General features: G+C 67.0%; 26 protein-coding genes, 5 tRNA genes and 1 riboswitch. Of the genes, 8 read left to right on the forward strand and 23 right to left on the reverse strand.

The features are described from left to right. Window positions 1-16: 16 nt before the first annotated feature. Window positions 17-457 carry a group III truncated hemoglobin gene (locus tag ABE543_RS07050; RefSeq protein WP_065175929.1) on the reverse strand — a complete coding sequence of 147 codons (441 nt, stop codon included), beginning with the start codon at window positions 455-457 and terminating at the stop codon, window positions 17-19. Window positions 458-637: 180 nt separating this feature from the next. Here ABE543_RS07050 and ABE543_RS07055 point away from each other — a divergent pair, with 180 nt between their 5' ends. Together ABE543_RS07055 and ABE543_RS07060 are read left to right on the forward strand one after the other, a co-directional pair. Next, on the forward strand, window positions 638-925 hold the full coding sequence (locus ABE543_RS07055) for a hypothetical protein (RefSeq protein ID WP_053520310.1): 288 nt from the start codon (window positions 638-640) through the stop codon (window positions 923-925). Beyond that, complete coding sequence (locus ABE543_RS07060; protein WP_263177901.1) at window positions 922-1,968, forward strand: 4Fe-4S dicluster domain-containing protein; 1,047 nt, start codon at window positions 922-924, stop codon at window positions 1,966-1,968. The genes ABE543_RS07055 and ABE543_RS07060 overlap by 4 nt, the downstream gene beginning before the upstream one ends. 1 nt (window position 1,969) lies before the next feature. Here the strand turns inward: ABE543_RS07060 and ABE543_RS07065 are convergent, their stop codons facing one another. Both ABE543_RS07065 and ABE543_RS07070 read right to left on the reverse strand, forming a co-directional pair. After that, window positions 1,970-2,206 (reverse strand): hypothetical protein, encoded by a 237-nt coding sequence (locus ABE543_RS07065; RefSeq protein ID WP_019337197.1) that lies wholly within the window; start codon window positions 2,204-2,206, stop codon window positions 1,970-1,972. A gap of 349 nt (window positions 2,207-2,555) precedes the next feature. Continuing rightward, window positions 2,556-2,765 carry a hypothetical protein gene (locus ABE543_RS07070; protein WP_053520301.1) on the reverse strand — a complete coding sequence of 70 codons (210 nt, stop codon included), beginning with the start codon at window positions 2,763-2,765 and terminating at the stop codon, window positions 2,556-2,558. Between the two features lie 111 nt (window positions 2,766-2,876). Between ABE543_RS07070 and ABE543_RS07075 the strand changes: the two genes are divergently transcribed. Then, window positions 2,877-3,278: a hypothetical protein gene (locus ABE543_RS07075; RefSeq protein ID WP_053520302.1), complete on the forward strand. Its 402-nt coding sequence runs from the start codon at window positions 2,877-2,879 to the stop codon at window positions 3,276-3,278. 22 nt (window positions 3,279-3,300) lie between these two features. Then, a riboswitch (Fluoride riboswitch) is annotated at window positions 3,301-3,364 on the forward strand. Window positions 3,365-3,445: 81 nt separating this feature from the next. Next, window positions 3,446-3,838 (forward strand): fluoride efflux transporter CrcB, encoded by a 393-nt coding sequence (crcB, locus tag ABE543_RS07080; RefSeq protein ID WP_053520303.1) that lies wholly within the window; start codon window positions 3,446-3,448, stop codon window positions 3,836-3,838. A gap of 4 nt (window positions 3,839-3,842) precedes the next feature. On the opposite strand, the gene ABE543_RS07085 is transcribed toward crcB, so the two are convergent. Beyond that, a complete protein-coding gene (locus tag ABE543_RS07085) occupies window positions 3,843-4,676 on the reverse strand; it encodes an AraC family transcriptional regulator (RefSeq protein WP_065175878.1) in 834 nt (277 codons plus the stop codon). Window positions 4,677-4,809: 133 nt separating this feature from the next. Between ABE543_RS07085 and ABE543_RS07090 the strand changes: the two genes are divergently transcribed. Continuing rightward, entirely contained in the window at window positions 4,810-5,304 is a 495-nt protein-coding gene (locus tag ABE543_RS07090) for a DUF6265 family protein (protein WP_263177899.1), read from the forward strand. A 73-nt stretch (window positions 5,305-5,377) separates the two neighbouring features. After that, window positions 5,378-6,457, forward strand: a complete 1,080-nt coding sequence (locus tag ABE543_RS07095; protein ID WP_346475508.1) for a hypothetical protein — start codon at window positions 5,378-5,380, stop codon at window positions 6,455-6,457. On the opposite strand, the gene ABE543_RS07100 is transcribed toward ABE543_RS07095, so the two are convergent. The 19 genes from ABE543_RS07100 to ABE543_RS07190 form a co-directional block, all read right to left on the reverse strand. Next, window positions 6,454-6,723, reverse strand: a complete 270-nt coding sequence (locus tag ABE543_RS07100; RefSeq protein WP_053520307.1) for a hypothetical protein — start codon at window positions 6,721-6,723, stop codon at window positions 6,454-6,456. The genes ABE543_RS07095 and ABE543_RS07100 overlap by 4 nt on opposite strands. A 189-nt stretch (window positions 6,724-6,912) precedes the next feature. Continuing rightward, a tRNA-Cys gene (locus ABE543_RS07105) sits at window positions 6,913-6,986 on the reverse strand. A 67-nt stretch (window positions 6,987-7,053) separates the two neighbouring features. Next, window positions 7,054-7,129, reverse strand: a tRNA-Gly gene (locus ABE543_RS07110). A 155-nt stretch (window positions 7,130-7,284) separates the two neighbouring features. Continuing rightward, window positions 7,285-7,360: transfer RNA gene (locus ABE543_RS07115), tRNA-Gly, on the reverse strand. Between the two features lie 55 nt (window positions 7,361-7,415). Continuing rightward, the gene (locus ABE543_RS07120; RefSeq protein ID WP_346475509.1) at window positions 7,416-10,718 is read right to left on the reverse strand and encodes a hypothetical protein; all 3,303 of its coding nucleotides are present in this window, start codon (window positions 10,716-10,718) and stop codon (window positions 7,416-7,418) included. A 155-nt stretch (window positions 10,719-10,873) separates the two neighbouring features. Beyond that, window positions 10,874-10,949: transfer RNA gene (locus tag ABE543_RS07125), tRNA-Gly, on the reverse strand. Window positions 10,950-11,127: 178 nt separating this feature from the next. Then, window positions 11,128-11,203, reverse strand: a tRNA-Gly gene (locus ABE543_RS07130). Between the two features lie 113 nt (window positions 11,204-11,316). Further along, window positions 11,317-11,946: a CDP-diacylglycerol--glycerol-3-phosphate 3-phosphatidyltransferase gene (pgsA, locus tag ABE543_RS07135; protein WP_053519958.1), complete on the reverse strand. Its 630-nt coding sequence runs from the start codon at window positions 11,944-11,946 to the stop codon at window positions 11,317-11,319. Between the two features lie 18 nt (window positions 11,947-11,964). After that, entirely contained in the window at window positions 11,965-13,809 is a 1,845-nt protein-coding gene (gene uvrC / locus ABE543_RS07140; RefSeq protein WP_197570982.1) for an excinuclease ABC subunit UvrC, read from the reverse strand. Further along, window positions 13,806-15,218 carry a hypothetical protein gene (locus tag ABE543_RS07145; protein WP_253119602.1) on the reverse strand — a complete coding sequence of 471 codons (1,413 nt, stop codon included), beginning with the start codon at window positions 15,216-15,218 and terminating at the stop codon, window positions 13,806-13,808. Before ABE543_RS07145 ends, uvrC begins: the two co-directional genes overlap by 4 nt. Then, window positions 15,215-15,703: a low molecular weight protein-tyrosine-phosphatase gene (locus ABE543_RS07150; RefSeq protein WP_346475510.1), complete on the reverse strand. Its 489-nt coding sequence runs from the start codon at window positions 15,701-15,703 to the stop codon at window positions 15,215-15,217. Before ABE543_RS07150 ends, ABE543_RS07145 begins: the two co-directional genes overlap by 4 nt. Beyond that, window positions 15,700-16,473 (reverse strand): 3-deoxy-manno-octulosonate cytidylyltransferase, encoded by a 774-nt coding sequence (kdsB, locus tag ABE543_RS07155; RefSeq protein WP_053519962.1) that lies wholly within the window; start codon window positions 16,471-16,473, stop codon window positions 15,700-15,702. The genes ABE543_RS07150 and kdsB overlap by 4 nt, the downstream gene beginning before the upstream one ends. A gap of 75 nt (window positions 16,474-16,548) precedes the next feature. After that, window positions 16,549-17,568: a tetraacyldisaccharide 4'-kinase gene (gene lpxK / locus ABE543_RS07160; RefSeq protein WP_346475511.1), complete on the reverse strand. Its 1,020-nt coding sequence runs from the start codon at window positions 17,566-17,568 to the stop codon at window positions 16,549-16,551. Continuing rightward, window positions 17,568-19,316: a lipid A export permease/ATP-binding protein MsbA gene (gene msbA, locus ABE543_RS07165; RefSeq protein WP_053519964.1), complete on the reverse strand. Its 1,749-nt coding sequence runs from the start codon at window positions 19,314-19,316 to the stop codon at window positions 17,568-17,570. The genes lpxK and msbA overlap by 1 nt, the downstream gene beginning before the upstream one ends. Next, a complete protein-coding gene (locus ABE543_RS07170) occupies window positions 19,313-19,735 on the reverse strand; it encodes a biopolymer transporter ExbD (protein WP_065181236.1) in 423 nt (140 codons plus the stop codon). Before ABE543_RS07170 ends, msbA begins: the two co-directional genes overlap by 4 nt. Before the next feature lie 3 nt (window positions 19,736-19,738). Further along, window positions 19,739-20,407 (reverse strand): MotA/TolQ/ExbB proton channel family protein, encoded by a 669-nt coding sequence (locus ABE543_RS07175; protein ID WP_111186048.1) that lies wholly within the window; start codon window positions 20,405-20,407, stop codon window positions 19,739-19,741. Between the two features lie 3 nt (window positions 20,408-20,410). Beyond that, window positions 20,411-22,810, reverse strand: coding sequence for a DNA internalization-related competence protein ComEC/Rec2 (locus ABE543_RS07180; protein ID WP_346475512.1), 2,400 nt, complete (start codon window positions 22,808-22,810; stop codon window positions 20,411-20,413). Between the two features lie 59 nt (window positions 22,811-22,869). Beyond that, window positions 22,870-24,213, reverse strand: coding sequence for a HAMP domain-containing sensor histidine kinase (locus ABE543_RS07185; protein ID WP_053519968.1), 1,344 nt, complete (start codon window positions 24,211-24,213; stop codon window positions 22,870-22,872). Window position 24,214: 1 nt separating this feature from the next. Then, entirely contained in the window at window positions 24,215-24,886 is a 672-nt protein-coding gene (locus ABE543_RS07190) for a response regulator transcription factor (RefSeq protein ID WP_065175867.1), read from the reverse strand. A 137-nt stretch (window positions 24,887-25,023) separates the two neighbouring features. Here ABE543_RS07190 and ABE543_RS07195 point away from each other — a divergent pair, with 137 nt between their 5' ends. Next, a complete protein-coding gene (locus ABE543_RS07195) occupies window positions 25,024-25,791 on the forward strand; it encodes a MipA/OmpV family protein (protein ID WP_053519970.1) in 768 nt (255 codons plus the stop codon). Between the two features lie 28 nt (window positions 25,792-25,819). Then, window positions 25,820-26,104 (forward strand): hypothetical protein, encoded by a 285-nt coding sequence (locus ABE543_RS07200; RefSeq protein ID WP_065175865.1) that lies wholly within the window; start codon window positions 25,820-25,822, stop codon window positions 26,102-26,104. The last annotated feature ends 36 nt before the right edge of the window (window positions 26,105-26,140 follow it).

Genomic DNA, 26,140 nt, shown 5'->3' on the forward strand with positions numbered 1-26,140 from the left:
GCCGCCTTGACCCAGATCAATCGCGCGCAGGAACGCCCAGCACCGGCAGCGCCACCTGCGGCCAGCGCAACATCTGGTACCGGCGCCAGAACGTTTCCGCAATGCGCGCGGCCACATCATCGGCCAGCGCCTGCATCGGTGGATTGCCGCATTCGGCGGTGGTGCGCCGGAACAGCGCGAGCCAGCGGTCGAACAGATCCTTGTCCAGGGCGATGGCCATGTGCTTGGACATGGGCGATCCCTTGAAGCGACGCGTTCCCCTGAGCATCGCGGACCAGAAATCCACCAGTTGCGCCAGATGCCCAGGCCAATCGTGCACATGCGCGTCGAACACGGGGCCCAGACGCTCCTCCTCACGCACGCGTGCATAGAAGTCGTGGACCAGACGGGTCACGTCCTCTTCGGTACACAGCGCGGGCGACGCGACAGGCGGGACGAGTGATGGCGTAGCGTTCATCAGAGGCACCAGGCGATTGCCGGCAGAGTGCGCCAACCGGCCGGCACCGCCGTTGATCCAGATCAATGTCGGCGCGCGTGGGCGCGCCTAGGCTGACATGCCAGCAGGAAACATGCCCTGCGGATGCTGCGCCAGCCATGGCGGAGTATACGCGCCGCCCCCTTCCCGACCCGCGACCGCATGAATACACCCACTTCGTCCCCGCGTCAGCGCCTGATCCAGCATTGGGGCGCCATCCTCTGGCCCAGTTTCATCGCCGCCGGGCTGGCCAGCGTGGTGTTCTTCGCTTTCGTCGACCCGTTGCGCCTTCAGGCCATCAGTTTTCCGGGCACGGCGATCAGTCGCGAACTCGGCTACACGGTCGGCTTCTTCATGTTCTGGGCGGTGACGGCGCTGTCCAGCGCGATCACCGGATATCTGCTGCGGCCGATGCCGGCAGACGCAGATGATGAGCTGCCTCTGGGATGAACGCACTACGGCCCCCTTCCCCACCGTGGCGATGGCGTGGCGCACTGCGGCTCGGTGTGCTGGTTGGCTTCCTTGGGCTGCCCTGGTTGCGCTGGGACGGCCGCCAGGCGCTGCTGCTGGACCTGGACGCACGTCGCTTCGACCTGTTCGGCTGGACCCTGTGGCCCGACGACGTTGGCCTGCTGCTGGGCCTGCTGCTGGCGCTGGCGATGGCACTGGCGCTGTTGACCCACCTCGCCGGCCGCATCTGGTGTGGCCATGCCTGCCCGCAGACGGTGTGGAGCTACGCCTTCAGCCTGATCGACAGCTTTCTTGCCCAACGCCTGCCACGCGCCCTGGCGCGTCCTGCCACGCAGGCCGCATGGTTACTGCTGTCGCTATGGACCGGCATCACCTTCGTGGGATTGTTCAGCCCGATCACCGGCCTCGTCACCGCCAGTGTCCAGGGCGGCTGGAGTGGCTGGGAAACCTTCTGGGTGCTGTTCTACGCGGCAGCCACATGGGGCAACGCCGGCTTCCTGCGGGAGCAGGTCTGCCGTTCGCTGTGCCCCTTCGCGCGCGCGCAGCCATTGCTGGTCGACCCCCAGACCCCCCGGATGCTGTATGACGCGCGCCGCGGCGAACCCCGCGGGCCCCGGCCCGCTGGCCTTGGCGGCGTGATCGGCCGCGGTCGCGGCCTGCTCGATCCGACCTCCGCGCAGGACTACGTGTTCCGCGCCGCGCACCCATGGCTGGCCGGCCCCATGCCGACCTTCAGCGCCGACCGCCTCGGCGACTGCACCGATTGCGCGGCCTGTCTCCACGCCTGCCCGATGCAGCTCGACATCCGCCAGGGCCCGCAGGCCGACTGCCTGGCGTGCGGCGCCTGCCTGGATGCCTGCGAGCAGCAACAGTCCCGGGCCGGTTTCGGTCCGGGACTGATCCGCTACTGCAGCCCGCAGACGATGGCAGGGCAGCCGCGGCGCGGGTGGCGACCGCGGACCGTGGTTCTGGCATCGTTGCTGCTGGTGCTGCTGAGCGCTGGCGCCTGGCACCTGCTCTGAATCAGCGCGACCCGTTGGCGTGCGGAGGCACCAGCTGGGCACGCCGTACGATTCCGAGCTGCTCGATGATCAGCGCCATTTCATTGGTCACTTCCGTGCGCTCGGTCCCCTGCGGGACAAGCCGGTCCAGCACCTGCTGGTACGTGTCCCAGAAGGCAGGGCCGCATCCGTGTTTGTGATAGCTGGCTTCCAGTTCGCGGCGTACCCGTTCAGCCAAGCCATGCATGCCGTATTCCATACGACCTCCGTTGGACTTGTCCTGCATCGTTGACGGACTACCGACTCACTTGCGTGCTGAAAGACTCCCGGGCTTCACGACCGGTTGACCTCAATTAGTCACAGATTTCACGACAGGTCAATTACATGCGGCGACTTTTTCGATTGAAATTATTAATCGTTCACATAACGGTCTGTGATCGGCACAGGCAAAAGAAGGGGCCGATCCCGACGCCGTGGTGCCTCCGTCGCCAGGGCAGCTTCGTGGCGCGATCAATCGCAACGCGGGTTTCAATCAATTTTCCCTATATTGATAAGCATGCTTAACACATACCGCAAAGCGTGCTAAATACGACATTTGCAGACGCAACCTAGCTTGATTCGTCTTCAGAGGCCTCAGCCCAAGGGAACAGGTCGGGATGGCGCTGGTGGAGGATGAACTGTCGCAATGGAGGAATGGGCGCTTCCTGGGGCCATTGCGACACAGCGGATCGCGTTATGCCAAAGAACTGCGCCAGCTCGGCGTCGGTCTGGAATCCCAGGCGCGTGCGCACCTGCCGTTTGCTCCAGAAATCGGTCATGGTCGGTCCTGTCGTTAACCAGACTTATTCTTGCGGCAAGGATTCTTTCGCTTCCACGCGTTAAGCTGGCTTGCATAGATGAATACTCTCGGCCAACGACTCGCCATTGCCATGAAGAAAGCCGGGCACCCACGCCCGGCCGATCTGGCCCGCGCCGCCGCTTCAACGACGGCGACCATCAGCAACTGGCTCAACGACCACGTCAGCCCCTCACATGTGAAGGCCGAACAGCTGTTCCGGATCGCCGACGCAGCCAAGCTGGATGCACGCGAACTGCTGTACGGCATCCATGGGCGGGGCGTCGGCGAACGCACCAGCTATTACATGCCCAGCGAAGCGCACCTGGATGTCTGGCAGGATGCCTATGAACTGGTGAGCGTGCTGGTCGCCGAGAAGGGCCTGGAGATCGACCACCGGCGCCACGCGGCACTGGATCTGCTGGCATTCGAACTGTTGATGGATGGCGTCAGCCGCAGCAGGGTGGCCCGCGTGGTGATGACCTCCCTGCCCTGACCGGGTCGGCGCTGGTAGCATGGGGACCGATGGGGATGGGGCTCCCCCGATAACCGCCAGGCATGGCTGATGGCTCCTGCTGTGACGAACCGGGCGTTCGTCGATGGCAGGCCGTGCCCGCCATCGCGTTCGCCTCTGCATCTGCGAACACGTACTCGAGGCCCGCCATGCAAGCACTGAACAATTACGTCCTGGTCTTCCTGGGAGGCGGCGCCGGCGCCTGCCTGCGCCATGCCTGCAACCTGATCGGCACGCGGTTCGCCGTCGGCAGTCCATGGCCCTGGTCCACCTTCCTGGTCAACATCAGCGGCGCCCTGCTGATGGGGGCGGTCGTCGAGGCCTTCGCCCTGCGCAACGGCGCATCGCCGCAGCTGCGGCTGCTGCTGACCACGGGCATCCTGGGCGGCTACACCACCTTCTCCACCTATTCGCTGGAGATCGGCCTGCTGCTGCAACGGGGGCAGCACGGACTGGCCGCGCTGTATGCAGGGGGATCGATCGCACTGGGACTGGCCGGCCTGTTCGTGGGCATGAAGCTGGCCCGCCTCGCGCTGGGCTGAACGCTCAGGCCGCGGAGGTCCGCACCTGCCCCCGCCACTGCCGGGGCGATTGCCCGGTGTGCGCCTTGAACGCACGCGAAAGCGCCGCTTCACTGCCGTAGCCCACCTCGTCGGCAATCCGCTTCAGCGGTCGGCCCTGGCGCAGGGCCTGCTGCGCCAGGCCTACGCGCCAGCCCTGCAGGTACTGGCCGGGGGTGGTGCCCATCGCCTCACGGAAGCTCGCCGCGAATACGCTGCGCGACATTCCTGCGACGTCGGCAAGGTCTTCCAGCGTCCATGCCTGCGACGGCGCCTCGTGCATCGCGACCAATGCCAGACGCAGGCGCGGATGACCGAGGCCAGCAAACAGACCGCCGCGCATCTCCCCGCCTTCCATCAGCTGCCGCAGCACCTGGATCATCACCACCTCGAACAGACGATTGACCATTGCCGCACGGCCACAACGCTGCTCGAACGCCTCCTCGAACAGCATTTCCAGCACCGCATCGCTGCCGTGCAGGTCCGCCAGTGGCAGGCAGATGAAATCAGGCAATGCGGCACTGATCGGATTGAGCCGGCCGCCTTCGAAATGCAGGTTGGCGCAGGCCATGTCGGCGCCGAGGTGCGGGTCGGTCTGGAAACGGTGGGGCATCGGCCTCGGGTACAGCAGCAGGCTGGGCACCTCGACCTGCACGGTCTGTTGTCCATGGCTGACCTGCACCGGTCCACGCCGTACCAGATGCAGCTGGCCGGCTTCGTCCTCCCCTTCCAGGCTGTTGATGCCGCACAGTGCACCGGCGTGGAAGACCGACGCAGTGACCGCGAAACGCTCAAGCAGGACGGCGAGGCGATCCACCATGTCGGACTCCAGGGCAAGCAGAAGGGGGAGGAACTCGCAGATCGTATCGAATTCGGCGTCATTGCGTGCGGCGCTGGCCGCCGGCGCTGCGCGGCGCTATACAGGGGCCACCGTCCCGCGCATGGAGCCCACGATGTCGAACCGGATCGCCCGCGCCGTGTTGCCTCTGCTGCTTTTCGCCGCCCATGCGCACGCCGCTGCAACCGCAGACATTGAACAGCTCGGCTGGCTCTCCGGCTGCTGGCAGCTGGACGGGCAGCCACCTGGAGCCGGTGAGCAGTGGTCCACCGTGGCCGGCGGAACGATGTTCGGCAGCAGCCGCAGCCTGCGCGACGGGCGCACCGTGGGTTTCGAGTTCATGCAGCTGCGCCAGCACGACGATGGGCGGCTGGTGTTCACCGCGCTGCCCTCCGGCCGCAACGCTACTGATTTTAGTGCCGTCCGGGTGGAGGCCGACGAGGTCGTCTTCGAGAATCCGGCCAATGATTTCCCGCAACGGATCACCTATCGCCGCATCACTGGGCAGCGCCTGCACGCACGTATCGAGATCGCACAGGACGATCCGGCACAGGCCATGGATTTTCCGATGCACCGCGTCGCCTGCGGCGGGCCGGTGATGGCCCCCTGACCTGACGCATTGCAGCGGGCACGGCACCGCGGGCGGTTCTATGCTCGGCGTATCACCTGCCCGGATGAACACGATGCGTGCCCTTCTCCGACTGACCCTGGCACTGGCCCTGGCGTTGCCTTCCATGCCGCTGCTCGCGGCGCCGCCCGCCCCGCCACGCATGCTCAGTGGCGAGCTGCAGGGTGCGCCGTGGCGCCTGGACATCCCTGCGGACTGGAACGGCGATCTGGTGATGCTGGCGCACGGTTACGAGCCGGTGGGCACGCCACGCGAATCGCCGATGGCCGCCAACGAGGCAACCGCACCTCTGCTGGAGGCCGGCTACGCGGTCGCACAGAGCGCCTACGCGAGCCAGGGGTGGGCGGTGGCCGATGCCATCAACGATGTGGAACGCCTGCGTCAGCACACGCTGGCCGGTTTGAAGGGCGTGCGCAATACCTGGCTGCTCGGTTTTTCGATGGGCGGTGCGGTGACCGTAGCCAGTCTCGAACGGCATCCGGCCCACTACGCCGGTGGTGTTTCGCTATGCGGCGCCAACCTGTCAGGCGAGCAGCTGGCCGGCGACCTGCTCACCACCGTGGTCGCGTTCGACTACTTCTTCCCGCATGCCAAAGGACTGCCTGCTGCTGGCCTGGCATCCAGCGAAGCCGCTTCGGTACCACAGGGCGAGCTGTACCAAGGCATCGTCAACGCCCTGCAACGCGCGCCGCACTCCGCTGCACTGCTGGCCGCACAACTGCAGGTCGCATCCGATGCGCTGCCCGGAACGATCAGCCTGCACGCGCTGGTCCTGCACGAACTGGCCACGCGCAGTGGCGGCATGCCAGTCGGCAACATCGGCGTCGTCTATCGTGGATTCGGCGATGACGTTGCGTTCAATGCAGGGGTGCAGCGCATCGCCGCCGTTCCCGCAGCACAGGCGCGTGTGCGCGAAACACTCGGATTGACCGGCGCGCTGAAGCGGCCGCTGGTGATCCAGTTCAACAACGACGATCCCACCATCGCACCGCGCATGCAGGAACGCTACCCGCAACTGGCCGCGCACGCGGGTGCGACGCCGCTCCCGCGCGTACTGCCCGCAGCAGGCACGGGCCACTGTGGCTTCTCCGGAGAACAGGTGGTCGCGGCCCTGAAGGCTGCCGCGATGCGCTAGCCGCCCAGCGTGCCCATGGTGAAGGTGTAGCCGCTGCTCATCAGGAACTCACGCATGCGCATCTCGGCACGACGCGGCGATGCCAGGTTGGCAGGCCCGTACAGCGCGTAGACCACACCTGCCCCCTCGATGGCCTCGCGCCGGACCCCGCAGTGGCGGGTTTCCGAAGCGGTGCTCCAGCCATCGCGCAGGCGCTCCGGTCCGATCGATTGTCCGTTCATCAGCCGGAATGTCAGCCAGCGTACTTCCGTTGTGGGTTTGCTCATTGCCGATCCACCGCCTGTCCGCCACGCGCCATAGTCTCCCTGCCTGCCATTGCCGCGCCCGAAGGCCTCTGCACTGACCATACCCCCTTCCCATGTCGTAGGCGGCTGAGACTGGGACGTCAGGCACGTTTGGCAGCGCAGGATGACGGTGCAAAAAAAAAGCCCTGACCGAAGTCAGGGCTTTTCAATTGGAGGCCTCAAGCGGAATCGAACCGCTGTAAACGGATTTGCAATCCGGTGCATAGCCACTCTGCCATGAGGCCAACGTACTGCGCGCCAGGAATGGAGCCCCTGACATGACAAAACCCCGCGATGGGGCCTGTCGGAACATGGAGCGGGAAACGAGACTCGAACTCGCGACCTCAACCTTGGCAAGGTTGCGCTCTACCAACTGAGCTATTCCCGCATAGGCTGTCATGATACCGGAAGCCCGGAACTCACACCAGCGATTTCACACCTGATTTCACTTTTCTGACTGCGCGAAAAGCCTTGTGGCTCAACGGGCCCCGCCTTGCCAAGGGCGGGAGAAAAACAAGGCCCCAACCGGGGCCCTGTAGAATCTGGAGCGGGAAACGAGACTCGAACTCGCGACCTCAACCTTGGCAAGGTTGCGCTCTACCAACTGAGCTATTCCCGCAGATTCTTCGACCTGCGTCGAAGGAGCGCCATTGTGTCGAAGTTCCTTCACGCCGTCAACAGTCTTCCGATGGCGTGCGACGCGCGGCTTGGTCCACCGGGGCCCGCTGCCAGATCGCATACAGCGTTCCGACGATCTCCATTCCCTGCTCGAATGCCGAGAATCTGGCCTTCACCTTGCGGGGCCGGCGGCGCAGGTCGTCGTTGGCCATCAGTTCGCCAGACCGGTCGGCAGATGCCGCCTGGGCCTTCTGCAGGTACTGCTTCTCGAGGTACTTCTCGATCCCGGGAAGGTTCGACAACAGATGGGCCCCGTTGTGCCAGGGCATCAGTACCGCAACCAGGTCGTTGCGTTCTGCGATCTGGATGGCGATGTCCAGGAAGGACTCCACGATGGACCGGAGACAATGCGTCGCAAGCATGTCTTCCATGGGATTGATCGCGCGGATGATGAGGCAGCTCCCGGAAGCGTGCAGGGACGGCACGACCTCGATGTTCACCATGGCCATGCCCGCCAATCGTCGCTGCCTCGGATCGAATACGACCAGGTGGGCGTGGCGCGCCTCCTGCCACATCGCAACGCGATCGCGTGAGCATAGATTGGCGGCATGCTTGGCGAAGTACGCCGCCGGGTGCTTGGTCAACGTCGCCTGCAGATGCGTGCACGATCCGGAAGGGTCCGGGCGGCCATACCTGCCCTTCTCGCGCTTCACCCAGCGCACGCACACATCCAGAACGTGCTTGCGCATCTGCGCGAAGGCCTGATCCAGTGACATGACCGGTACCGTGCTGTCAGCGGACGGCGATGGCGGCAGCAGCCGCTGCAGCAGCTGCCCGGCGTCATCGGGAGCGAGGCCATGCAGAAAACGCTGAGTATGTTCGTCGAGGGCATCCGGCAATGCGCTGTTGAACAACCGATCCAGCTGCTCGAGGTACTCGCTGGTCTGCGCACCGTCCTCCGGCATGCTGGCGACCTCGCTGAAGGTGCTGCGCCGCCACTGGAGGATCTCCGGATCATTGCCTGCGGCAGCCAGCAGCAGGCCGAGATGGGCGGAGACCGACCACGGATCCCGCGCGGGATCCCGCAGCCGTTTTGATCGCAGGTCACGGAACCTTCGCGGCCCCTCATCCGCGCCGTGCTGGAACCGTGTCGCATGTTCGCTGGCACGTTTCAGCGCCAGCAGGCTGCTGCGCTCCAGCACGCCTGTGCGTTTTCTGATCGAGCGCTGCCAGGCCATCGGATGGAACGGCTCCAGCCTCCATCCATCCAGGTGCGACTGGAATCCGCGTGCCGCCGCCCAACTGCCACGGACGACATCGACGGACGTGCGGTAGACCATCGAAATGAGCTCCGCATCCACCTCGTCCAGCTCGGCTGACGTTGTTCCATGCCCGGCCAGCAACTGCTCGACGGCGGGCTGCAACTGGACCAGCCTGTCCTGCAGTATTGTCGTCGAGATTGCGCCTGCGCGAAGGACCGATGCGAGCAGAAGTCCGCCGGTTCCCTCCAGCATCGCGGGCAACTGCGGCAGGAGGCGCGCCATCTCTTCGCGACGCTGCGTGGCCAGCGCATCGTAGTAGCGCGCCATGGCATCTGTGTCGACGGTTCTCTGCGGGCGCGGAATCACCTGGTGCGCCCGTCGTTCGACCACCTCCAGGACGCATCGATGGTTCTGCATCATGAAGCCGAAGTTGTGGCGCTGGAAGGCGTCATCCGCCAGCAGCCGACACAGTTCGGGATCGCTGCCGCCCCACCAGGTCACCCCGTGCAGGCCCCGGGTAGCGAAGTACCAGTCGTGCAGCGCTTTTACCGAATCCAGGCCTTTGTCTTCAACCAGGTAACGCAGCAGTCCTGGACCGAGGGACGCCAGCACTTCCAGCTTCCGCAGCTCTGCAAAATCAGCTGGCGCAATGGCCGAATGCAGGTACTGGAATGCGTCCAGGCTCCCCTGTGCAAGCATTCGACCCACCCATTCGACCAGCACATCGACGTCCATGCCCGCTGTGCGCCCCGCATTGAGGGTCAACCACGCGTCCAGGCGATCGGCGTCACCGACGCGATAGCAGGCCTGGAACGCAACAACGTGGCCCGCTGCACCGAGATCATGGCGAACCAGCACCTGCAGGAATCGATCCAGCCGATCGGGCCGTCGCAGATACTGGCTGCAGGCCCCCAACTGCGTGAAGTCGAGGCAATGAGGTGCTGCCAGCAGAAGATCGATGGCGGGCTCCACATCTTCGGCCGGGGCATCATCGCTCAGCTCGCCCAGCAACCGACAGCAAGTGGCAAGTGCATCGAGGCCTGCACCACACGCGATCAGATGATGGGCGATCCAGTCAGGCGGTGGAGCATGAAACCCCAGGTAGCCGCGCAGCGTGTGGATATCCGCAGGTGTGCATGCACCGGCTGCACCCACCACCCAGGCCCACGTCTTCGTCGGCGTGCGCCATAACAGATCACGTGCAGAATCAAATACCTCGTGCACCGGCGCAATGCCGGCATCGGCCAGCAGTGTCAGATTCGCGGCCAGACGCGCCGCATCAGATTCTTCCAGGTCGACATCATGAAGCCGCGCCAGGTGCGGCCGCGCAACGCCCGCGCGCATCAGTTGGCGCACAACGGAACGCACCGGCTCGCGCTGCGTTCGCCGCGGCCGCCAGCCGACGCTCCATGCCCTGTGCGCGGACTGCAGCCACTGCAGCTCTTCCTTGTGCTGGATGATGCCTTCATCCACCATCCACCGCGCAAACCATCCAGGCGCTTCAGACCGTCCAGCACACCGGTCGAGGTCCGTCAGCCGACGGAGGCCCAGGCGATGGGTAGCGATGAGCCAGCCGGCATCCCGCAGCTGCAGCGCCCGCAGTTCTTCCCACGACGTGGCTTCGAAGCGGCGCAGGGCGATGTCCAGGCTGCGGCTGTACATGCGTGCTTCCGCATGCAGGAACAGCCGTGCGTGGAACTGGCAGTACACGTACTGGCGGCCCTCGAACGTCCGGATCCGCGACAGCGCGTGTCGCACGTACCTGAGCACCCACGGGAACGGCATGAACACCTGCACCAGAAGCGGCCACCCGCAGCCCTTGCCAGGATGCAGCGCGATGTCCGCCGGAATGCCCAGCGCACGGCGCGCCATGTCTTCCTCGGTGACCACAGTCGGGTCTTGCCCGCGCAGCGCATCGGCCACTGCGATGCGGAAGCCACGGATGCGGTTGCGCGGTACTTCGGGCCGGTCATCCGTCCGCTCATCGTCGATGTCGTCGTGGAACGCACCCGCGGATCGTCCCCGGCAACCCTCCAGCATCCGATCACGGTACGCCCGGTAGGCGGTCTGCCCACCGTCCTGCCTCGTTTCGTGCACAGCCTCCATCTGCCAGCCCTTGCCCCGCTCCCTGCGTCACCCCGACGACTACAGCGGATGATATCCATTCGGCACGGTCCGCAATGGCGGGCAGGAGGGTCCGGCCTGACCGGAAACGAAAAACGCCCCCTTGCGGGAGCGTTCTTTCTTGAATCTGGAGCGGGAAACGAGACTCGAACTCGCGACCTCAACCTTGGCAAGGTTGCGCTCTACCAACTGAGCTATTCCCGCAGATTCCGTTCGACCTGCGTCGAAGGAGCGCTATTGTGTCGAGATTGCAGCAATGCGTCAACAGAAATCTCCTCGGCGATTCCCGTTTTCCGTTCAGGTTCGGATGAGCGGAAAGCCCGGCAATCCAGGGCCGGCACGACATAAAAAAAGAGAGGCCAGAGGCCTCTCTTTCAGAATCTGGAGCGGGAAACGAGACTCGAACTCGCGACCTCAACCTTGGCAAGGTTGCGCTCTACCAACTGAGCTATTCCCGCTTGGGAGGCGAAATTCTACCCATTCTGGAAGGGGCGTCAAGGCCTTTTTTCAACCGCGCGCATCCAGCAACCAGCGCGCTTCGCAACCTGACGGGCATCCCGTGTGCCGCCGATCAACCGTTGCCCAGCTTCTTCTGTCGTGAGCGCTCGCGTGCGGCACGCTCGTCCTCGCGCAGGCTCGGCCAGGCCGCGTGCAGATACTGCAGGCCGGACCACAGCGTCAGCACCGCCGCGATGGCCAGCGTCCAGTCACCGATGTGGAAGATCGGCCAGCCCATCCAGATGTCCTCGACCGCCACGCTGGGCGCCACCGAGTACAGCAGGCACAGCAGCGCGACCATCTGCGCCGTTGTCTTCACCTTGCCGATCATCGCCACCCGCACCTTGGCACGCTGGCCAAGCTCGGCCATCCATTCGCGCAATGCCGAGACCGCGATTTCGCGGCCAACGATGACGGCGGCCCAGAACGCCATCCACGGCGTCGGATGCCCCTGCACGATCAGGAACAGCGCCACCGCCACCATCAACTTGTCCGCCACCGGGTCGAGAAAGGCGCCGAACGCCGATTCCAGCTGATAGCGGCGGGCGATCCAGCCATCGAGCCAATCGGTGATCGCGGCCAGACCGAAGATCGCCGCGGAAGCGAAGTTGGTCCAGGTGTAGGGCAGGTAGAACACCAGCACCAGCACCGGGATCATCACGATCCGCAACAGCGTCAGCCAGGTGGGCAGGGTCAACTTCATGCTTGCGCGCTTCTCTCTCTAATCGGCCGCATCGGGCGTGGCCAACCCGTGCAGGTTAGCGTAGATACGGGCCGCGAGGGCATCATTGATGCCTTCCACCTTGGCGATCTCCGCTTCACCGGCCGCCTTCAGGCCGACCAGCCCACCGAAATGCTTCAGCAGGCTGGCACGACGACGCGGGCCGATGCCCGGGATGTCTTCCAGCCTGCTGGTCATGCGCGCCTTCTGCCGGCGGCCGCGGTGACCGGTGATGGCGAAGCGGTGCGCCTCATCGCGCACCTGCTGGATGAACTGCAGGGCGGGATTGGCGGCACCGGGGCGCAACTCGCGGCCGTCGGGCATGACCAGCGCCTCATGACCGGCGCGGCGCTCCACGCCCTTGGCCACGCCCACCAGCAATACGCCCTCCACGCCCAGGTCGGCCAGCGCTGCCTGCGCCTGCGCCAGCTGGCCGGCGCCACCGTCGATCAGCAGCACGTCGGGCAGTACGCCCTGCTCTTCCACGGCACGGCGGAAGCGGCGGTCGATGGCCTGACGCATGGCGGCATAGTCGTCGCCCGGCTCGATGCCGCTGATGTTGTAGCGGCGATATTGGGCACGCACCGGACCGGCCGCATCGAAAACCACGCAGGACGCCACGGTCGCCTCACCCAGCGTGTGGCTGATGTCGAAGCACTCCACGCGCTTGACCGGCTCGGCCAGGCCCAGCATCTCGCGCAGGGCTTCGCTGCGTACGTGCTGCGCGTTGCGGCTGTTGAGCTCGGTGGCCAGCGTCAGCTGCGCGTTGCGGCTGGCCAGCTCTACATAACCGGCGCGCTCGCCGCGCACGTTCCACTTCAGCTGCACCTTGCGCTCGGCCGAAGCAGACAGCGCGGCCATCAGCAGATCGGCATCCGGAATCTCGCGATCCAGCAGGATCTCGCGCGGTGGCTCGAACTCGATGTAGTACTGGGAGACGAACGCCGCCAGCACTTCGTGCGGGCTGTCCTCGCCATTGGTGCGGGGGAAGAACGGGCGGGTGCCCAGGTTGCGCCCATCGCGGAATGCCAGCAGCAGCACGCAGGCCTGCGATCCCTGCATGGCCACGGCCAGCACGTCCAGGTCGGCGGCGCGGCCATCGACGTACTGGCGGGTCTGCATGCTGCGCAGCGACGAAATCAGGTCACGCAGGCGCGCGGCCTGCTCGAACTCCAGTGCTTCACTGGCAGCCTGCATCTGCTCACCCAGTTCACGGGTCAGCTCATCGCTCTTGCCTTCCAGGAACAGCGCCGCGCGGCGCACCGACTCGGCATACTCGCCTGCCGGTACCAGCTCGACGCAGGGGGCACTGCAGCGGCCGATCTGGTACTGCAGGCACGGCCGTGAGCGGTTGCGGAACACGCTGTCCTCGCAGCTGCGCAGCTTGAACAGCTTGTGCATCAGGTTCAGCGTCTCGCGCACCGCGGTGACACCCGGATACGGCCCGAAATAGCGGCCGGGGATCGCACGCGGCCCCCGGTGCAGGGCGATGCGTGGCCATTCCTCGCGGGTCAGCAGCACGTGCGGGTAGGTCTTGTCGTCACGCAGGGAGACGTTGTAGCGCGGTGCCAGCGACTTGATCAGCTGGTTTTCCAGCAGCAGCGCCTCGGCCTCCGAGCGCGTGACAGTCACATCCATCCGCGTGATCTGCGAGATCATCGACATGATCCGCGCGTTCTTCGGGCTGCCATTGAAATAGCTGCCCACGCGGTTGCGAAGCGCGCGTGCCTTGCCGACGTACAGCAGGGTGTCGTCGGCGGCGTACATGCGGTACACCCCGGGGGCGGTACTGAGTTGGGCCGCGAAGGCCTTGCCGTCGAAGGCCGGGACGGGGACGTCGGTCATTCGCTGATCGGTACTTCGCTGAGTACACCACTGTCAGGGTCGAAACGCAGCACGGCGTGCGCGTCGGTCTCGGCGATCCACACCGCGCCCGCGCCCACGGCCAGGCCGGCCGGGCCATGCAGGCGCCGTGGCAACGGTTGTGTGGTCAGTTCGCCGCCGCCCAGGCGCAGCGTGCGCAGGCGACCGTTGCCGGTATCGGCAATCCACAGCAGCGGTGCGCCCGGACTCAGTGCAATCGCCTGCGGGAACTGCAGGCTGGCGTGGGCACGCGGGCCGTCGGCTTCACCGAAGCGCCATGTGCCCTGCCCGAGCAGCGTCTGCACCAGATCCCCACGCAGCTGCAGCGCGCGGATCGAAGACCCCAGCGCATCGGCCACGTACAGGACCTGTTGTACTACGGCAAGCGCGGTGGGTTGCGCGAAGGCAGCCAGATGCCCACTGCCGTCACGCTCGTCGATCGCGCCACTGCCGGCGCGCCATTGCAGGCTGCGCTGGCCGAGGTGATAGCTCCAGATCCGGTTGTCACCCGCCATGGCGATATGCAGCTGGTTGTCGGCGATGGCGAGGCCGACCGGATGATCCAGCGGCACCTGTCGCGGCTGGGCGACAGGCCCTTCCACCGGCGCGCCCGGGCGTCCATTGCCGCACAGAGTGTCGACCAGACCGGTCAACAGGTTGATCCGGCGGATGGCGTGGTTGCCGGTGTCGGCGACGTACAGGGCGTCGCGCTCGAGCACCAGTGCCTGCGGCCTGTGGAAGGCGGCCTCGGCCAGATTGCCATCCATGAAATCCGCGGTCCCCAGCCCGAACTGACGAAGCACGCGGCCGCCATGGCTGCATTCGAGAATGCGGTGATGGCCGCTGTCAGCGATGTACAGGCGCTCGGTGCTGACCGCCAGGCCCAGCGGAAAGCGCAACGCATGCCGCGGCTCGGGGTGCAGCTCGTTGCCACCGCGCGGCGGGGCCGAGGGTGCACCCTCGCACAGTGCGTTCAGCGCGCGCTCGAGCTCGCCGGCAGCGCCCTGCCCGACCAGCCGCTGCCGCTCGCGTCCCTGCGCGTCGAGAAGGATCAGGGTCGGCCACGCGGTGACACCGAAACGGCGCCAGCCGTCCCAATCCGCATCCAGCAGTACCGGGGCGGTCAGGCCCTGGCGGCGCAGCAGTTTCAACGCGGCATCGGCATCGCGCTCGAAGTCGAAGCGCGGCACCTGCAATACCAGCGGCTGCAGCTTGCCCGGATGGCGCGACAGCCATTGGCCGAACTCGGCCAGGCGTTGTGCGCTCCAGGCAGAGGCAGCGTTGACGAACAGCAGCGCGACCGGCCGGCCGCGCAATTCCGCCAGGGTGCAGGGGGTGGCGTTGAGCCAGGTGGCGAACTCGGGCAGGTCCGGGACAGGCTGGGCGTTCATGCCGTGATTATGCCGGAGTCGACGTCATGCAACAGTCGTGCCACCGCACGTTCTGCCGCTTGGTCAACCAGGGCCCAGACCTGCTCGAAATGATCGCTGCCACCGGTGTACGGATCCGGAATGGCGGCCGCGCCCTGCCCGCCTGACCATGGCAGGTACAGGGCCAGGCGCTGGCGCTCCTGCGCGGTGGCCAACCGTCCGGCATCGCGCAGGTTGGCCTCATCGGCGCAGAGAATCCAGTCGAAGCGCTGGAAGTCATCGGCGCGCAGCTGGCGGGCACGCAGCCCGCTGATGTCAACGCCATGGCCGGCTGCGCAGGCGATCGCCCGCCGGTCCGGCGGCTCGCCCACGTGCCAGTCGCCGGTGCCGGCCGAATCGACCTGCACACGGCCGGCCAATGGGGATGCCTCCAGGCGCGCGCGCAATGCCCCCTCGGCCATCGGCGAGCGGCAGATGTTGCCCAGGCAGACGACCAGCAGCTTCATTGCGGGGTCATGGCCCGCAGCACCGCCTCGGCCCGCTCCAGGTCCTCCGGGGTGTCGATGCCAGGCGGAAACGCTTCAGGCGAGATGGCGACGCTGATCGGGAAGCCGGCTTCCAGCACGCGCAGCTGCTCCAGCGCTTCGATCTGCTCCAGCCGGCCCGGCGGCATCGCCGCGACCTGCTGCAGGAAGCCGGCGCGATAACCGTAGATGCCGATGTGACGAAGCCACTGGTGGCCTTCAGGCAGGGCCTCGCGACTGCGTGCGAAACCGTCCCGGTGCCAGGCGATCGGGGCGCGGCTGAAGTACAGCGCCTCGTTGCGCACATTGCGCACCAGCTTGACCACGTTCGGATCGAACAAGGTCTCGGCGTCCTCAACCGTCGTAGCCAGGGTCGACATCGGCGCCGCGCCATCGACCAGCGCCTCGGCCACGGCGCGGATGCCGGCCGCCGGCGCGAACGGCTCATCGCCCTGCAGGTTCACCACCACGGTGTCGTCGTCCCAGCCGGCGATGCGCGCGCACTCGGCCAGGCGATCCGTGCCGGATGCATGCGATGCGGCGGTCATCGCCACCTTCACTTCGCCCAGGCCCGCCAGTGCGTCGGCGATCCGCTGATCGTCGGTGGCCACCCATACCTCGCGAGCGCCAGCCAGCAGCGCACGGCGTGCCACGTGCAGCACCAGCGGCTCGCCGCCGAGCAGGCGCAGTGGCTTGCCCGGCAGCCGCGAGGCGGCATAGCGGGCGGGGATGGCAACGACGAATTCAGTCATGCGGGCGGTACTCGGCAGGCTCGTTACAACGGGAATGTGGCCAGCGGCGCCTGATTGCAAGCGTCGCCCGGCCGCTCAGTTCGGTCGCAGCTTGTCCAGGCGATCGGTCAGCGCCACCCAGAACGCGGCAGGCAGTTCAGCGCGCAACGGCACGGCGTAATGCCAGTCATTGCCGAACGCGCGGCACTTCACGGCGTCCTTCTCGGTCATCAACACCGGCAGCTGGCTGCCAAAGGACAGATCCTGCGGCTGGTAGGCATGGTGATCGGCGAAGGCATGCGGCACCACGCCGATGCCACGCGCGCGCAGCATGTCGAAGAAGCGCTGTGGATGGGCGATGCCCGCCACGGCATGCACGCGCTGGCCCTTGAAATAGCCCAGCGGGCGCGCACGCCCACCCGCGAGAGGCTGTGCGGTGTCGATATGCAGGGCCATCGGCCATTGACCGAATCCGCAGGCCTGCGCCGCGCCGTCCTCATCCGTCTGGCCCAGGTTGACCACGCGGAAATCGCACTCGGCAGCGCGGCTGACCGGCTCGCGCAACGGGCCGGCCGGGATCATCCGGCCGTTGCCGTAGCGGCGCTGCGCATCCACCACTTCGATTTCGATGTCACGCGCCAGCCGGTAGTGCTGCAGGCCGTCGTCGCAGACGATCACATCGCAACCGGCCTCGATCAGCGCACGGCCCGCCGCCACCCGATCGCGATCGACGCGCACCGGCACGCCGGTCTTCCAAGCAATCAGCACCGGCTCATCGCCGCCGGTTGCAACCGGCGTATCGGCCTTTACCCACTGCGCCTTGTCGGCGTTCTCGCGGCCATAACCACGGCTCGCCACGCCTGGCGTCCAGCCGGCCGCGCGCAGCCGCTCGACCAGGGCGATGGTCAACGGCGTCTTGCCGGTGCCGCCAGCGGTGATGTTGCCGACCACGATGACCGGCACCGGCAACGTGTGGCGCTTGCGCCAACCGCGCTGGTACAGACGTCGCCGCAGCGCGGTGACGCCGGCATACAGCGGGGCCAGCAGGCGCATGGGCCATGGAACCGAACTGCCGTCATACCAGTACGGCGGGGTCTGGGTACCCTTGCCTGCCATCAGTCCTGCCTTTCGCGGAACTGCATGCTGTGCAGGTGCTGGTACAGGCCACCCATGGCAAGCAGCTCATGATGGGTGCCACGTTCGACGATGCGGCCGTGATCCATCACCAGCACCTGGTCGGCGTGTTCGATGGTGGACAGGCGGTGGGCGATCACCAGCGTTGTGCGCTCCGGCATCAGTCGCTGCAGCGCGTCCTGCACCAGCCGTTCGGATTCATTGTCCAGCGCCGCGGTGGCTTCATCCAGGATCAGGATCGGCGCATCACGCAGGATCGCGCGGGCGATCGCCAGGCGCTGGCGCTGGCCACCGGACAGCAGCGCACCGTTCTCGCCCACCGGCGTCTGCAGCTGCTGTGGCATGCGTGCGATGAATTCCCAGGCGTTGGCCGCTTCGGCCGCGGCACGGATCTGCTCGTCGGTCGCATCCATGCCATAGGCGATGTTGGCAGCGATGGTGTCGTCGAACAGCATGACCTTCTGCCCGACGATCGCCACCTGCCGGCGCAGGTCAGCCAGCGGATAGTCATCCAGGGGTACGCCGTCCAGCCGGATGACGCCGCCGTTGGGCTCGTAGAACCGTGGCACCAGCCGGATCAGGCTGGTCTTGCCGCTGCCGGAACGACCAACGATGGCGGTGACCGTTCCGGGCCTGGCAACGAAACTGATGTCATCCAGGGCGATGCCGCTGTCTTCGCGATAACGCAGCATCACGTGCTCGAACGACAGTTCACCGCGTACGCGCTGCACGACATGCGTGCCGTCGTCGCGCTCGACCGGCATGTCGATGATGCCGAACAGGCGCTCGGCCGCCGCGACGCCACGCGAGATCGAGGTCTGCACGCTGGTCAGGCGCCGCAGCGAAGGGATGATCGCCATCATCGAGGTCATCAGGCCCATGAACTGGCCCGCATTGAGCTTGCCGGCCAGTGCTTCGCGGGTGGACACCCAGACGATCACTGCCAGGGCCAGCGCAGCGAGGAACTGGACCACGCTGGACGCGGCGGCACGCGTCACTTCGACTTTCATGTTCAGCGCCAGCATGCGGTTGGCCAGGCGCGAGTAACGGGCGATCTCATGCGCCTGCGTGCCATGCACCTTCACTTCCTGCTGCGCGGCGAGCGACTGTTCCGCCGTCTGCGCCATCGTGCCCATGCCGTCCTGGATGCCGCGGCTGATGCGGCGGTAGCGCTTGCCGACATAGGACACGATGCCGCCGATCAGCGGCACCACCAGCAGCATCGCCAGGGTCACCTTCACGCTCATCTGCAGCATCACCACCAGCATGGCGATGATGGTCAGGGTGTCGGCGACCACGGTCTTCAGTGCGTCGGCGCTGGCCTGGGTGACCTGCTCGGTGTCGAAGTTGAGGCGGCTGACCATCACCGGCGTCGCCTCGTTGTCGAAGTGCGAAGACGGCAGGTGCAGGTACTTCTGCAGAACCTGCTCGCGCAGGTCGCGGACCACGCTGCGCCCGGTCTTGGCCAGCGTGTAGTCGCTGACCCAGGTGGCCAGGCTGCGCATCAGGAACAGGCCCAGGATGGTCAGCGGCAGGATCACCGCCATGCGCGGCTCCGGGTTGACGAAGCCCCGGTTGACCAGCGGCTCCATCAGCTTGGTGAAGTGATAGCCGGCCAGTGCCTCGACCACCATCGCGATGACCGCGGCCACCATGAACACCCAATAGGCCCGTGTATAGCCGAGCAGGCGTTTGTAGATCGGCCACACCGGCGCGTGTTTGGAACTCATGGACGCACCTCTGGCGCAGTGGCGATTGCAATACGGCGGAAACCGAGCTGACCGAGCGCATCCTGCGCGGTCACGACGGCCTGGTAGGGAGTACGCGCGTCGGCACGCAGCAGCACGGTCTGTTCGCGATCACTGCCCGCCACAGCGGCAATGGTCTGCTTGACCGACTCGACGTCGCTGCGCAGCACTTCCTGGTCATTGATGAAATAGCGGCCATCGGCATTGATCAGCACGCTCAACGAACGCGGTGGTTCATCGGTGTGCTGCTGGCTGGCGGTGGGCAGCTGCACCTGCAGCGTCGAACGCGCATCGAAGGTGGTGGTGACCACGAAGAAGATGATCAGCACCAGGATGACATCGATCAGCGGTACCAGATCGATATGCGGCTCATCCTGGGATCGGTCGTTGCCGATACGCATCGATCAGGCCTTCGCCGGGGCGGGCGCAGCGGCACGTGCAGCCGATGCCGGTGCGGGCGCCATCACGCCGGGACGACCATCGAGCGTATCCAGCAACGCGCTGGCTTCCTGTTCCATCTCCAGCACGTAGCCGTGGATCCGGCCCTTGAAATAGCGATGGAACATCAGCGCAGGAATCGCCACGATCATGCCGGTGGCGGTGCAGACCAGGGCCTTGCCGATGCCACCGGCCAACTGGTTCACATCGCCCACGCCGTGGTCGAGGATGCCCAGGAACATCTGGATCATGCCGATCACCGTGCCGAGCAGGCCCAGCAGCGGGCCGGCCGAGGCAATGGTGCCGAGCGCGTTGAGGAACCGCTCCATGCGGTGTACCAGATGGCGGCCGGTGTCCTCGATGCGCTCGCGGATCTGGTCGCGCGGACGATTGCGTGCTTCCAGCGCGGCGGCCAGCAGCGCTCCCAGTGGCGAGTTGGCACGCAGCGTCTGCAGATGGGCAGGGTCGAGCTTGCCGCGCGCAGCCCAGTTGCGCACTTCCTGGCCCAGCCCCGGTGGCAGCACTTCAGCGCGCCGCAGGGACCAGAAGCGCTCCAGGACGATTGCCAAAGCCAGTACGCCCAACAGCAGCAGCGGCACCATCGGCCAGCCACCGGCCTTGACCAGTTCCCACACGTTTCAACCCTCCGGCCCAGCGGCCGCCTGTTCGATCGGCGATAGGATAGCAGCCGACCGCGCCCGCCCAGCGGCATCCCACCACCGGGCCGCGTGGATGCGCTGTTCACGCAGCTGCAGGCCTTGTGCGCCAAGCCATATGCGGATCGCGCCGGATTCGGCCGTAGCCAGCACTTCGGCGCCCACGGCGCGCCAGCGCTGCACCACGTCACGTTTCGGGTGGCCAAAACGGTTCTGGTGCCCGGCCGAGACCACGGCCAGCCGGGGAGCCACCGCTGCCACCCAGGCCGGATCCGAACTGCCCCCGCTGCCATGATGCGGCACCAGGACCACGTCCGCGCGCAGCTCGCCGGGCGCCCGCTCCACCAGGCGCCGTTCGGTCGCCGCGCCGATGTCGCCGGCCAGCAGGATCACGCCATGTGCGCTGGCGATGCGCAGCACGCAGCTGTCCTCGTTGCCGGCCGTCGGCACGTCGGGCCCGGGATGCAGCACCTCGAAGTCCACCCCGTCCCACCGCCAGCGAACGCCGCGATGGCAGCTGCCGGCACCGTCGAGGCTGCTGCCTGGGGGTGCCAGCAGCTCCAGGTGCGGCAGCTGCCGGCGCAGCCGCGGCAGTGCGCCGGTGTGATCCAGATGGTCATGACTGAGCACCACGCGACCGGGCGGCACCTGACCCAGCGCACGTACGGCCGGCAGCAGGACCCGTTCATCGCCATCGCCACCGATCGCAGGGCCGACGTCGTACCACAATGCATGCCGTGCCGTGCGCACCAGCACCGCCGTGCCCTGCCCGACATCATGCACCAGCAGCTGCACCTCCCCGGCAGCCGGTATGTCACGTGACGGCCATGACAGCGGCAGGCACAGCAGCGCGCCGGCCAGCACGCCGCCGGCCCCGCGCGGCAGCAACCACCAGAACAGGCCCGCCAAGGCCGCTGGCACGGTCCACGCCGGAGCCTCGGCCAGCCACCACATCGCCTGCGGGTGGTCTGCCAGCGGCTGCAGGGCCTGCCAGCTGAGGTCGAACAGCCAGGACGCTGCGCGCCAGGGCCATCGTCCCGCCCCGCTGTACAGGGCATCCAGAGCGGTGCCAAGCAGTGCCAGTGGCACCACCAGCAGGCTCCACCACGGGATGACCGGCAGATTGACCAGAGGCCCCAGGCGCGCGGCGCCTCCGAACAGGGCCACGCACAGCGGCAGGAGGCCGAGACTGGCCACCCCCTGGGCCGCGAAGAAGGCCTGCAGGCGGCTCCCCACACTGTCGGCGCTTGCCGTCGGCAGGCACCACAGCAGCCAGAGCACGCCACCGAAGCTGAGCCAGAAGCCGGCCGACAGCACGGACAGTGGTGCTGGCAACAGCAGCACCAGGGCCGCCAGTGACACGGCCTGGACCACGTCGGGAGGTCGCCGCCCCCCGCGTGCCAGGGCAATCAGCCCGATCATCAACGCCGTGCGTACGGTCGGCAGTTCCGCGCCGGCCACCAGGGCATAGCCGGCCGCTGCCAGCGCGGCGGCACACGCAGCGGCCTGCGGACGCGGCCAATGACGGGCCAGCGACGGCAACAGCCACCACACTGCGCTGCACAGCAGTGCCGCGCAGCCACCCACCAGGCCCACGTGGAAGCCCGAGATGGCGATCAGGTGGGTCAGCCCCAGCGCACGCAACTGATTCCAATCGGTGTCGGACAGCCATCGGGTATCGCCCAGCGCGAGCGCGCGGATGAAGCGCGATGCGGGGCTGGGAACCTGCATTGCAATCGCATCGCTGCTGCGCTCGCGCCAGGCCAGCAGCCCCTCCGGCGCCTGCAGTTCACGCGCACTGCCCGCTGCACGCACCGTGCCGTGACCGGCAATGCCGGCCAGCACGGCATGACGTTCGGCGTCGAAGCCGCCAGGATTGATCCGCGAGCGTGGCGCCCGCAGCCGCAACGGCAACCGCCACTGCGCCCCCGCACGGACCTGATGACGGCCCCCACCCTCAACGCGCGTGCGGGTTCCGGGCCATGGATCGCTCCAGGTGATCTGCAGGCGCTTGCCCGCCAGTGCGGGATGCCCCGGTGCATCGCCGACCTGCAGGACGAAACGGGTATGGCCGCCCGCCGTTACCGGCAGATCGACGACGCGCCCGCTGACCACGGCATCGCGGACCGGCATGGCCGGCGGCAGTTGCTGCTGCAGCGTCCATTGACCATGCAGGGCCGCCCACGCTGCGCCGAACAGCAGCGCGGCAACCGCGCGGCCGCGCCACGGCAGCGCCCACCCCAGGCCGGCCACGGTGCTCGCCAGCGCGCAGCTCCAGAGCGGTGGCAACGCGGGCAGCAGCACGCACGCCAGGGCGCCGCTGACGAACGCGGCAGTGCAGACCCCGCCAATGGGAGCGGGCAACGGAGTATCGGCGGCCATCGCATCAGCCTGCCGCGTGCTGCCCCTGTCCTCCTATCAGGCAACGACCCGCGCAGCGGTCAGCGCCGCACGCTGCCGCGATGGAAATTGACCCGGAAGCTGGCGCCGCCGCCGACGGCTTCACCCACACTGACCGAGCCACCGTGATGCTGGACGATCTCCTTGACCAGGTGCAGGCCCAACCCGCTGCCACTGCCCGCCGCACGCAGTCGATGGAAGGGCTCGAAGATCGCCTCGCGGTCGCCGACCGGCACGCCCGCGCCCTGGTCGCTGACTTCCAGCAGACCGGTCCGGTCAAGACGTACGCAGATCGTGCCACGCCCGCCGCCATGGACGATGGCGTTGTGCACCAGATTGGCGATGACCCGCCCCAGCGCCAGGCTGTCGCCGTGGATCCACACCGGCGTCTCTGGTGCGTCCACCTCGAAACCGTAGCCGGCGCCCACCACCAGCGGAGCCAGTTCGGCCGCCGCTTCGCGCACCACCAGGGCCAGATCCAACCGTTGCATCGCACTGGTGTTGCGATCCAGCCGCTGCAGATCCAGCAGGTGCTCGGCCACGTTGCCCAGACGAGCAATGTCGGTCAGCAACTGCGATTTCAACTCGCCCTGCGGCAGCTGCGACAGGCGCGCCTGCACCACGGCAATCGGCACGCGCAGCTCATGCGCGGCATCAGCAAGAAACTTGTCACGCGCCGCATAGCCCTGCTGCACCTTGTCGATGGCATCGTTGAACGCCTCCACCAGCGGTGCTACCTCGGTCGAGACCAGCTGCGCGTCCAGCCGCGCGCCCGGCTGGCCGATGTCCAGTTCCTTGGCCTGCTGCGCGGAGCGTCGGACACCTCGCATCGCGCGGTGGATCACGGTCGGCATCACCAGCAGGGTGACCACGATCAGCGGCAGGAAGAACCACAGGCCAATCAGGCGCAGCACCATCAGCGCGCCATCCAGCAGGCCGCCCTTCGGTGCGCCCCCCACCATCACCGTGATGCGACGCCCGTCCTCGTTGCGGATCATCACCCGCGCCACGTCCAGATAGGGCGGCACCAGTGAACCCAGTTCGGTGGCACCCAGCGTCGGCAGCCGCGCCAGCAGCGGCGCATGGATCGCCGGTACCTTGCCACGCTCGAGCCAGGCTCCCCGGTCATCGACGGCGGCGAACCAGAGGTTGCCACCGGCGCGCGCATCCAGCTTCTGCCAGCGTGCCTCGTCCAGCGCCAGGCCCCCATCCTGGCTGTGCACGGCCTTGGCCACCGCCTCGGCGGTGAACATGTCCATGCCCCAGGAATCCTTGTCACCCCAGGTGAGGATCAGTGCGACCACGGCGAACAGCACGGTGAACGCCTGCGCCAGGAACAACCGCCAGGCCAGGCCGAGGGTGATCGATCGGATCGGTCGCGCCATATCAGGCCTCCGCCAGCAGGTAGCCGACGCCGCGGATGACATGGATCTCCACGCCAGCGCCTGCCTGTTGCAGCGCCTTGCGCAGTTTGGAGATGTGCGCATCCAGCGCGTTGGACTGGATCTCGTCATCGAAACCGTAGACCGCCGCCTCCAACGCGCTGCGCGTGACCGTGCGCCCCTGCCTCATCGCCAGCGCCTGCAGCACCAGCACCTGGCGGCGCGGCAATGCCAGTGTCTGGCCCTGCACCTGCGCCTGCAGCGATTCGAAGTCGAATTCCAGCTGCCCAAGCCGCAGGCTGGGGGTGACCATCGCCGATGGCCGACGCGATACCGCGCGGATGCGTGCCATCAGTTCTTCGATCGCCACCGGCTTGACCAGATAGTCATCGGCACCGACATCCAGGCCCTCGACCTTGTCCGACAGCGTGCCCTTGGCGGTCAGCATGATCACCGCCAGATTCGGCCGCAACGTGCGTGCGGTGGCGACGAAGGTGGCACCATCGCCGTCCGGCAGCTGGCGGTCGAGCAGCATCAGCTGGTGCACCGGTTCGCGCAACGCGATGGCGGCTTCGGCGAGGCTGCCGACCACGTCGGCGACCACGCCCTGCCGCTCCAGCCCGGACTGCAGGGCCCGCGAGAGGTCGGGATCATCTTCGACCAGAAGAATGCGCATGGAGGTCTCTGCTGCGGGAAACGGTTCGGATCATTGTGCCAGCCAGGGCCCCGTCGCGCTCCGTGTGCATCGACGCAATGTTGCGACAATGTTGACACCGCAGCATGCAGCCTCATCCCCTGCAAAGCTGTCGATCGATGCCCTTGTCGCCCTCTGCCCTGCTGCGCCCGATGCTGTTCTCCGCCGTGCTGTCGATGCCGCTGCTGGCCCAGGCGGCGGAGCAGACACCCGGCGTGAAGGCCGGGATCACGGTCGGCGCGACATCGGGCGCCTACGCGCACTACGACGTCAAGCCATTGGTCGTGCCCGCCCTCTCCTGGCAGGGCGAGCGCTTCTTCGCCAGCCCCGGCTCGCTGGGCATGTACCTGTACAAGGGCGAGGGCCTGCGCCTGTCGGCGGCGCTCACGCCCTACACGCTGCGCTTCAAGACCGATGACGTGAACGATCCACAGCTGCGCCGCCTGCACAGCCGGCAGATGTCGGCGATGGGAGGCATCAATGCCGAATACAGCGCCGACTGGGGCATCGTCGAAGCCAGTGTGATGCGCGAGATCAGCGGCCATGGTGGCGGCCTGGAATCAAGCCTGTACTACAGCTATCCGCTGCAGGCCGGTCGTTTCACCTGGGTGCCGAGGGCCGGAGTGGTGCACTCCAGTGCGCGCCTGCTCGATTACTACTACGGCATCAGCGACGAGGAAGCACTGCGTTCGGGCCTGGCCGCCTACAGCCCCGGCAGCGCCACCTCGCCGAGCGTGCAGATCGCAGTCAGCACGCCACTGGGCAGCAGATGGCGCGCCACCGGCGTAGTGGCCAACCAATGGTTCGGCGATGCGGTCAAGGACAGCCCGATGGCGCGCCGTGGCAGCCAGACATCCGCCTTCATTTCCCTGATGCGTTCGTTCTGACCGAGCGCTCCCCGGACGAGGAATCCCCATGGCCTCCCCCAGCCCCGCAGCCGATGCGCACGCGATCCTGCGCGCCCCCGATCTGGACAGCGCCGAACGCGCGTATCTCGGCCTTCTGCCGGACCTGGACCACGTCGATGCGCTGACCCGTCGTGCAGTGGGCCTGTCGAAGGTAGCCGACGCGGCACGCGGCTACGCCCTGTCGATGACCCTGATCGGCCTTCGCCTGCAGGAACTGGAGATGGGTGAGCCCTGCACGACGGAGCACCGCCAGGCGACACTGCGCAGCCTGCGCCAGGCCTTCAGCGCCTGACCGCCCCCCAGAACGGCACCCGTCCGCAGCCGATGC

Origin of the sequence: Stenotrophomonas sp. TWI169 (assembly GCF_039674705.1) — a bacterium.
Classification (GTDB): Bacteria; Pseudomonadota; Gammaproteobacteria; order Xanthomonadales; family Xanthomonadaceae; genus Stenotrophomonas; species Stenotrophomonas maltophilia_P.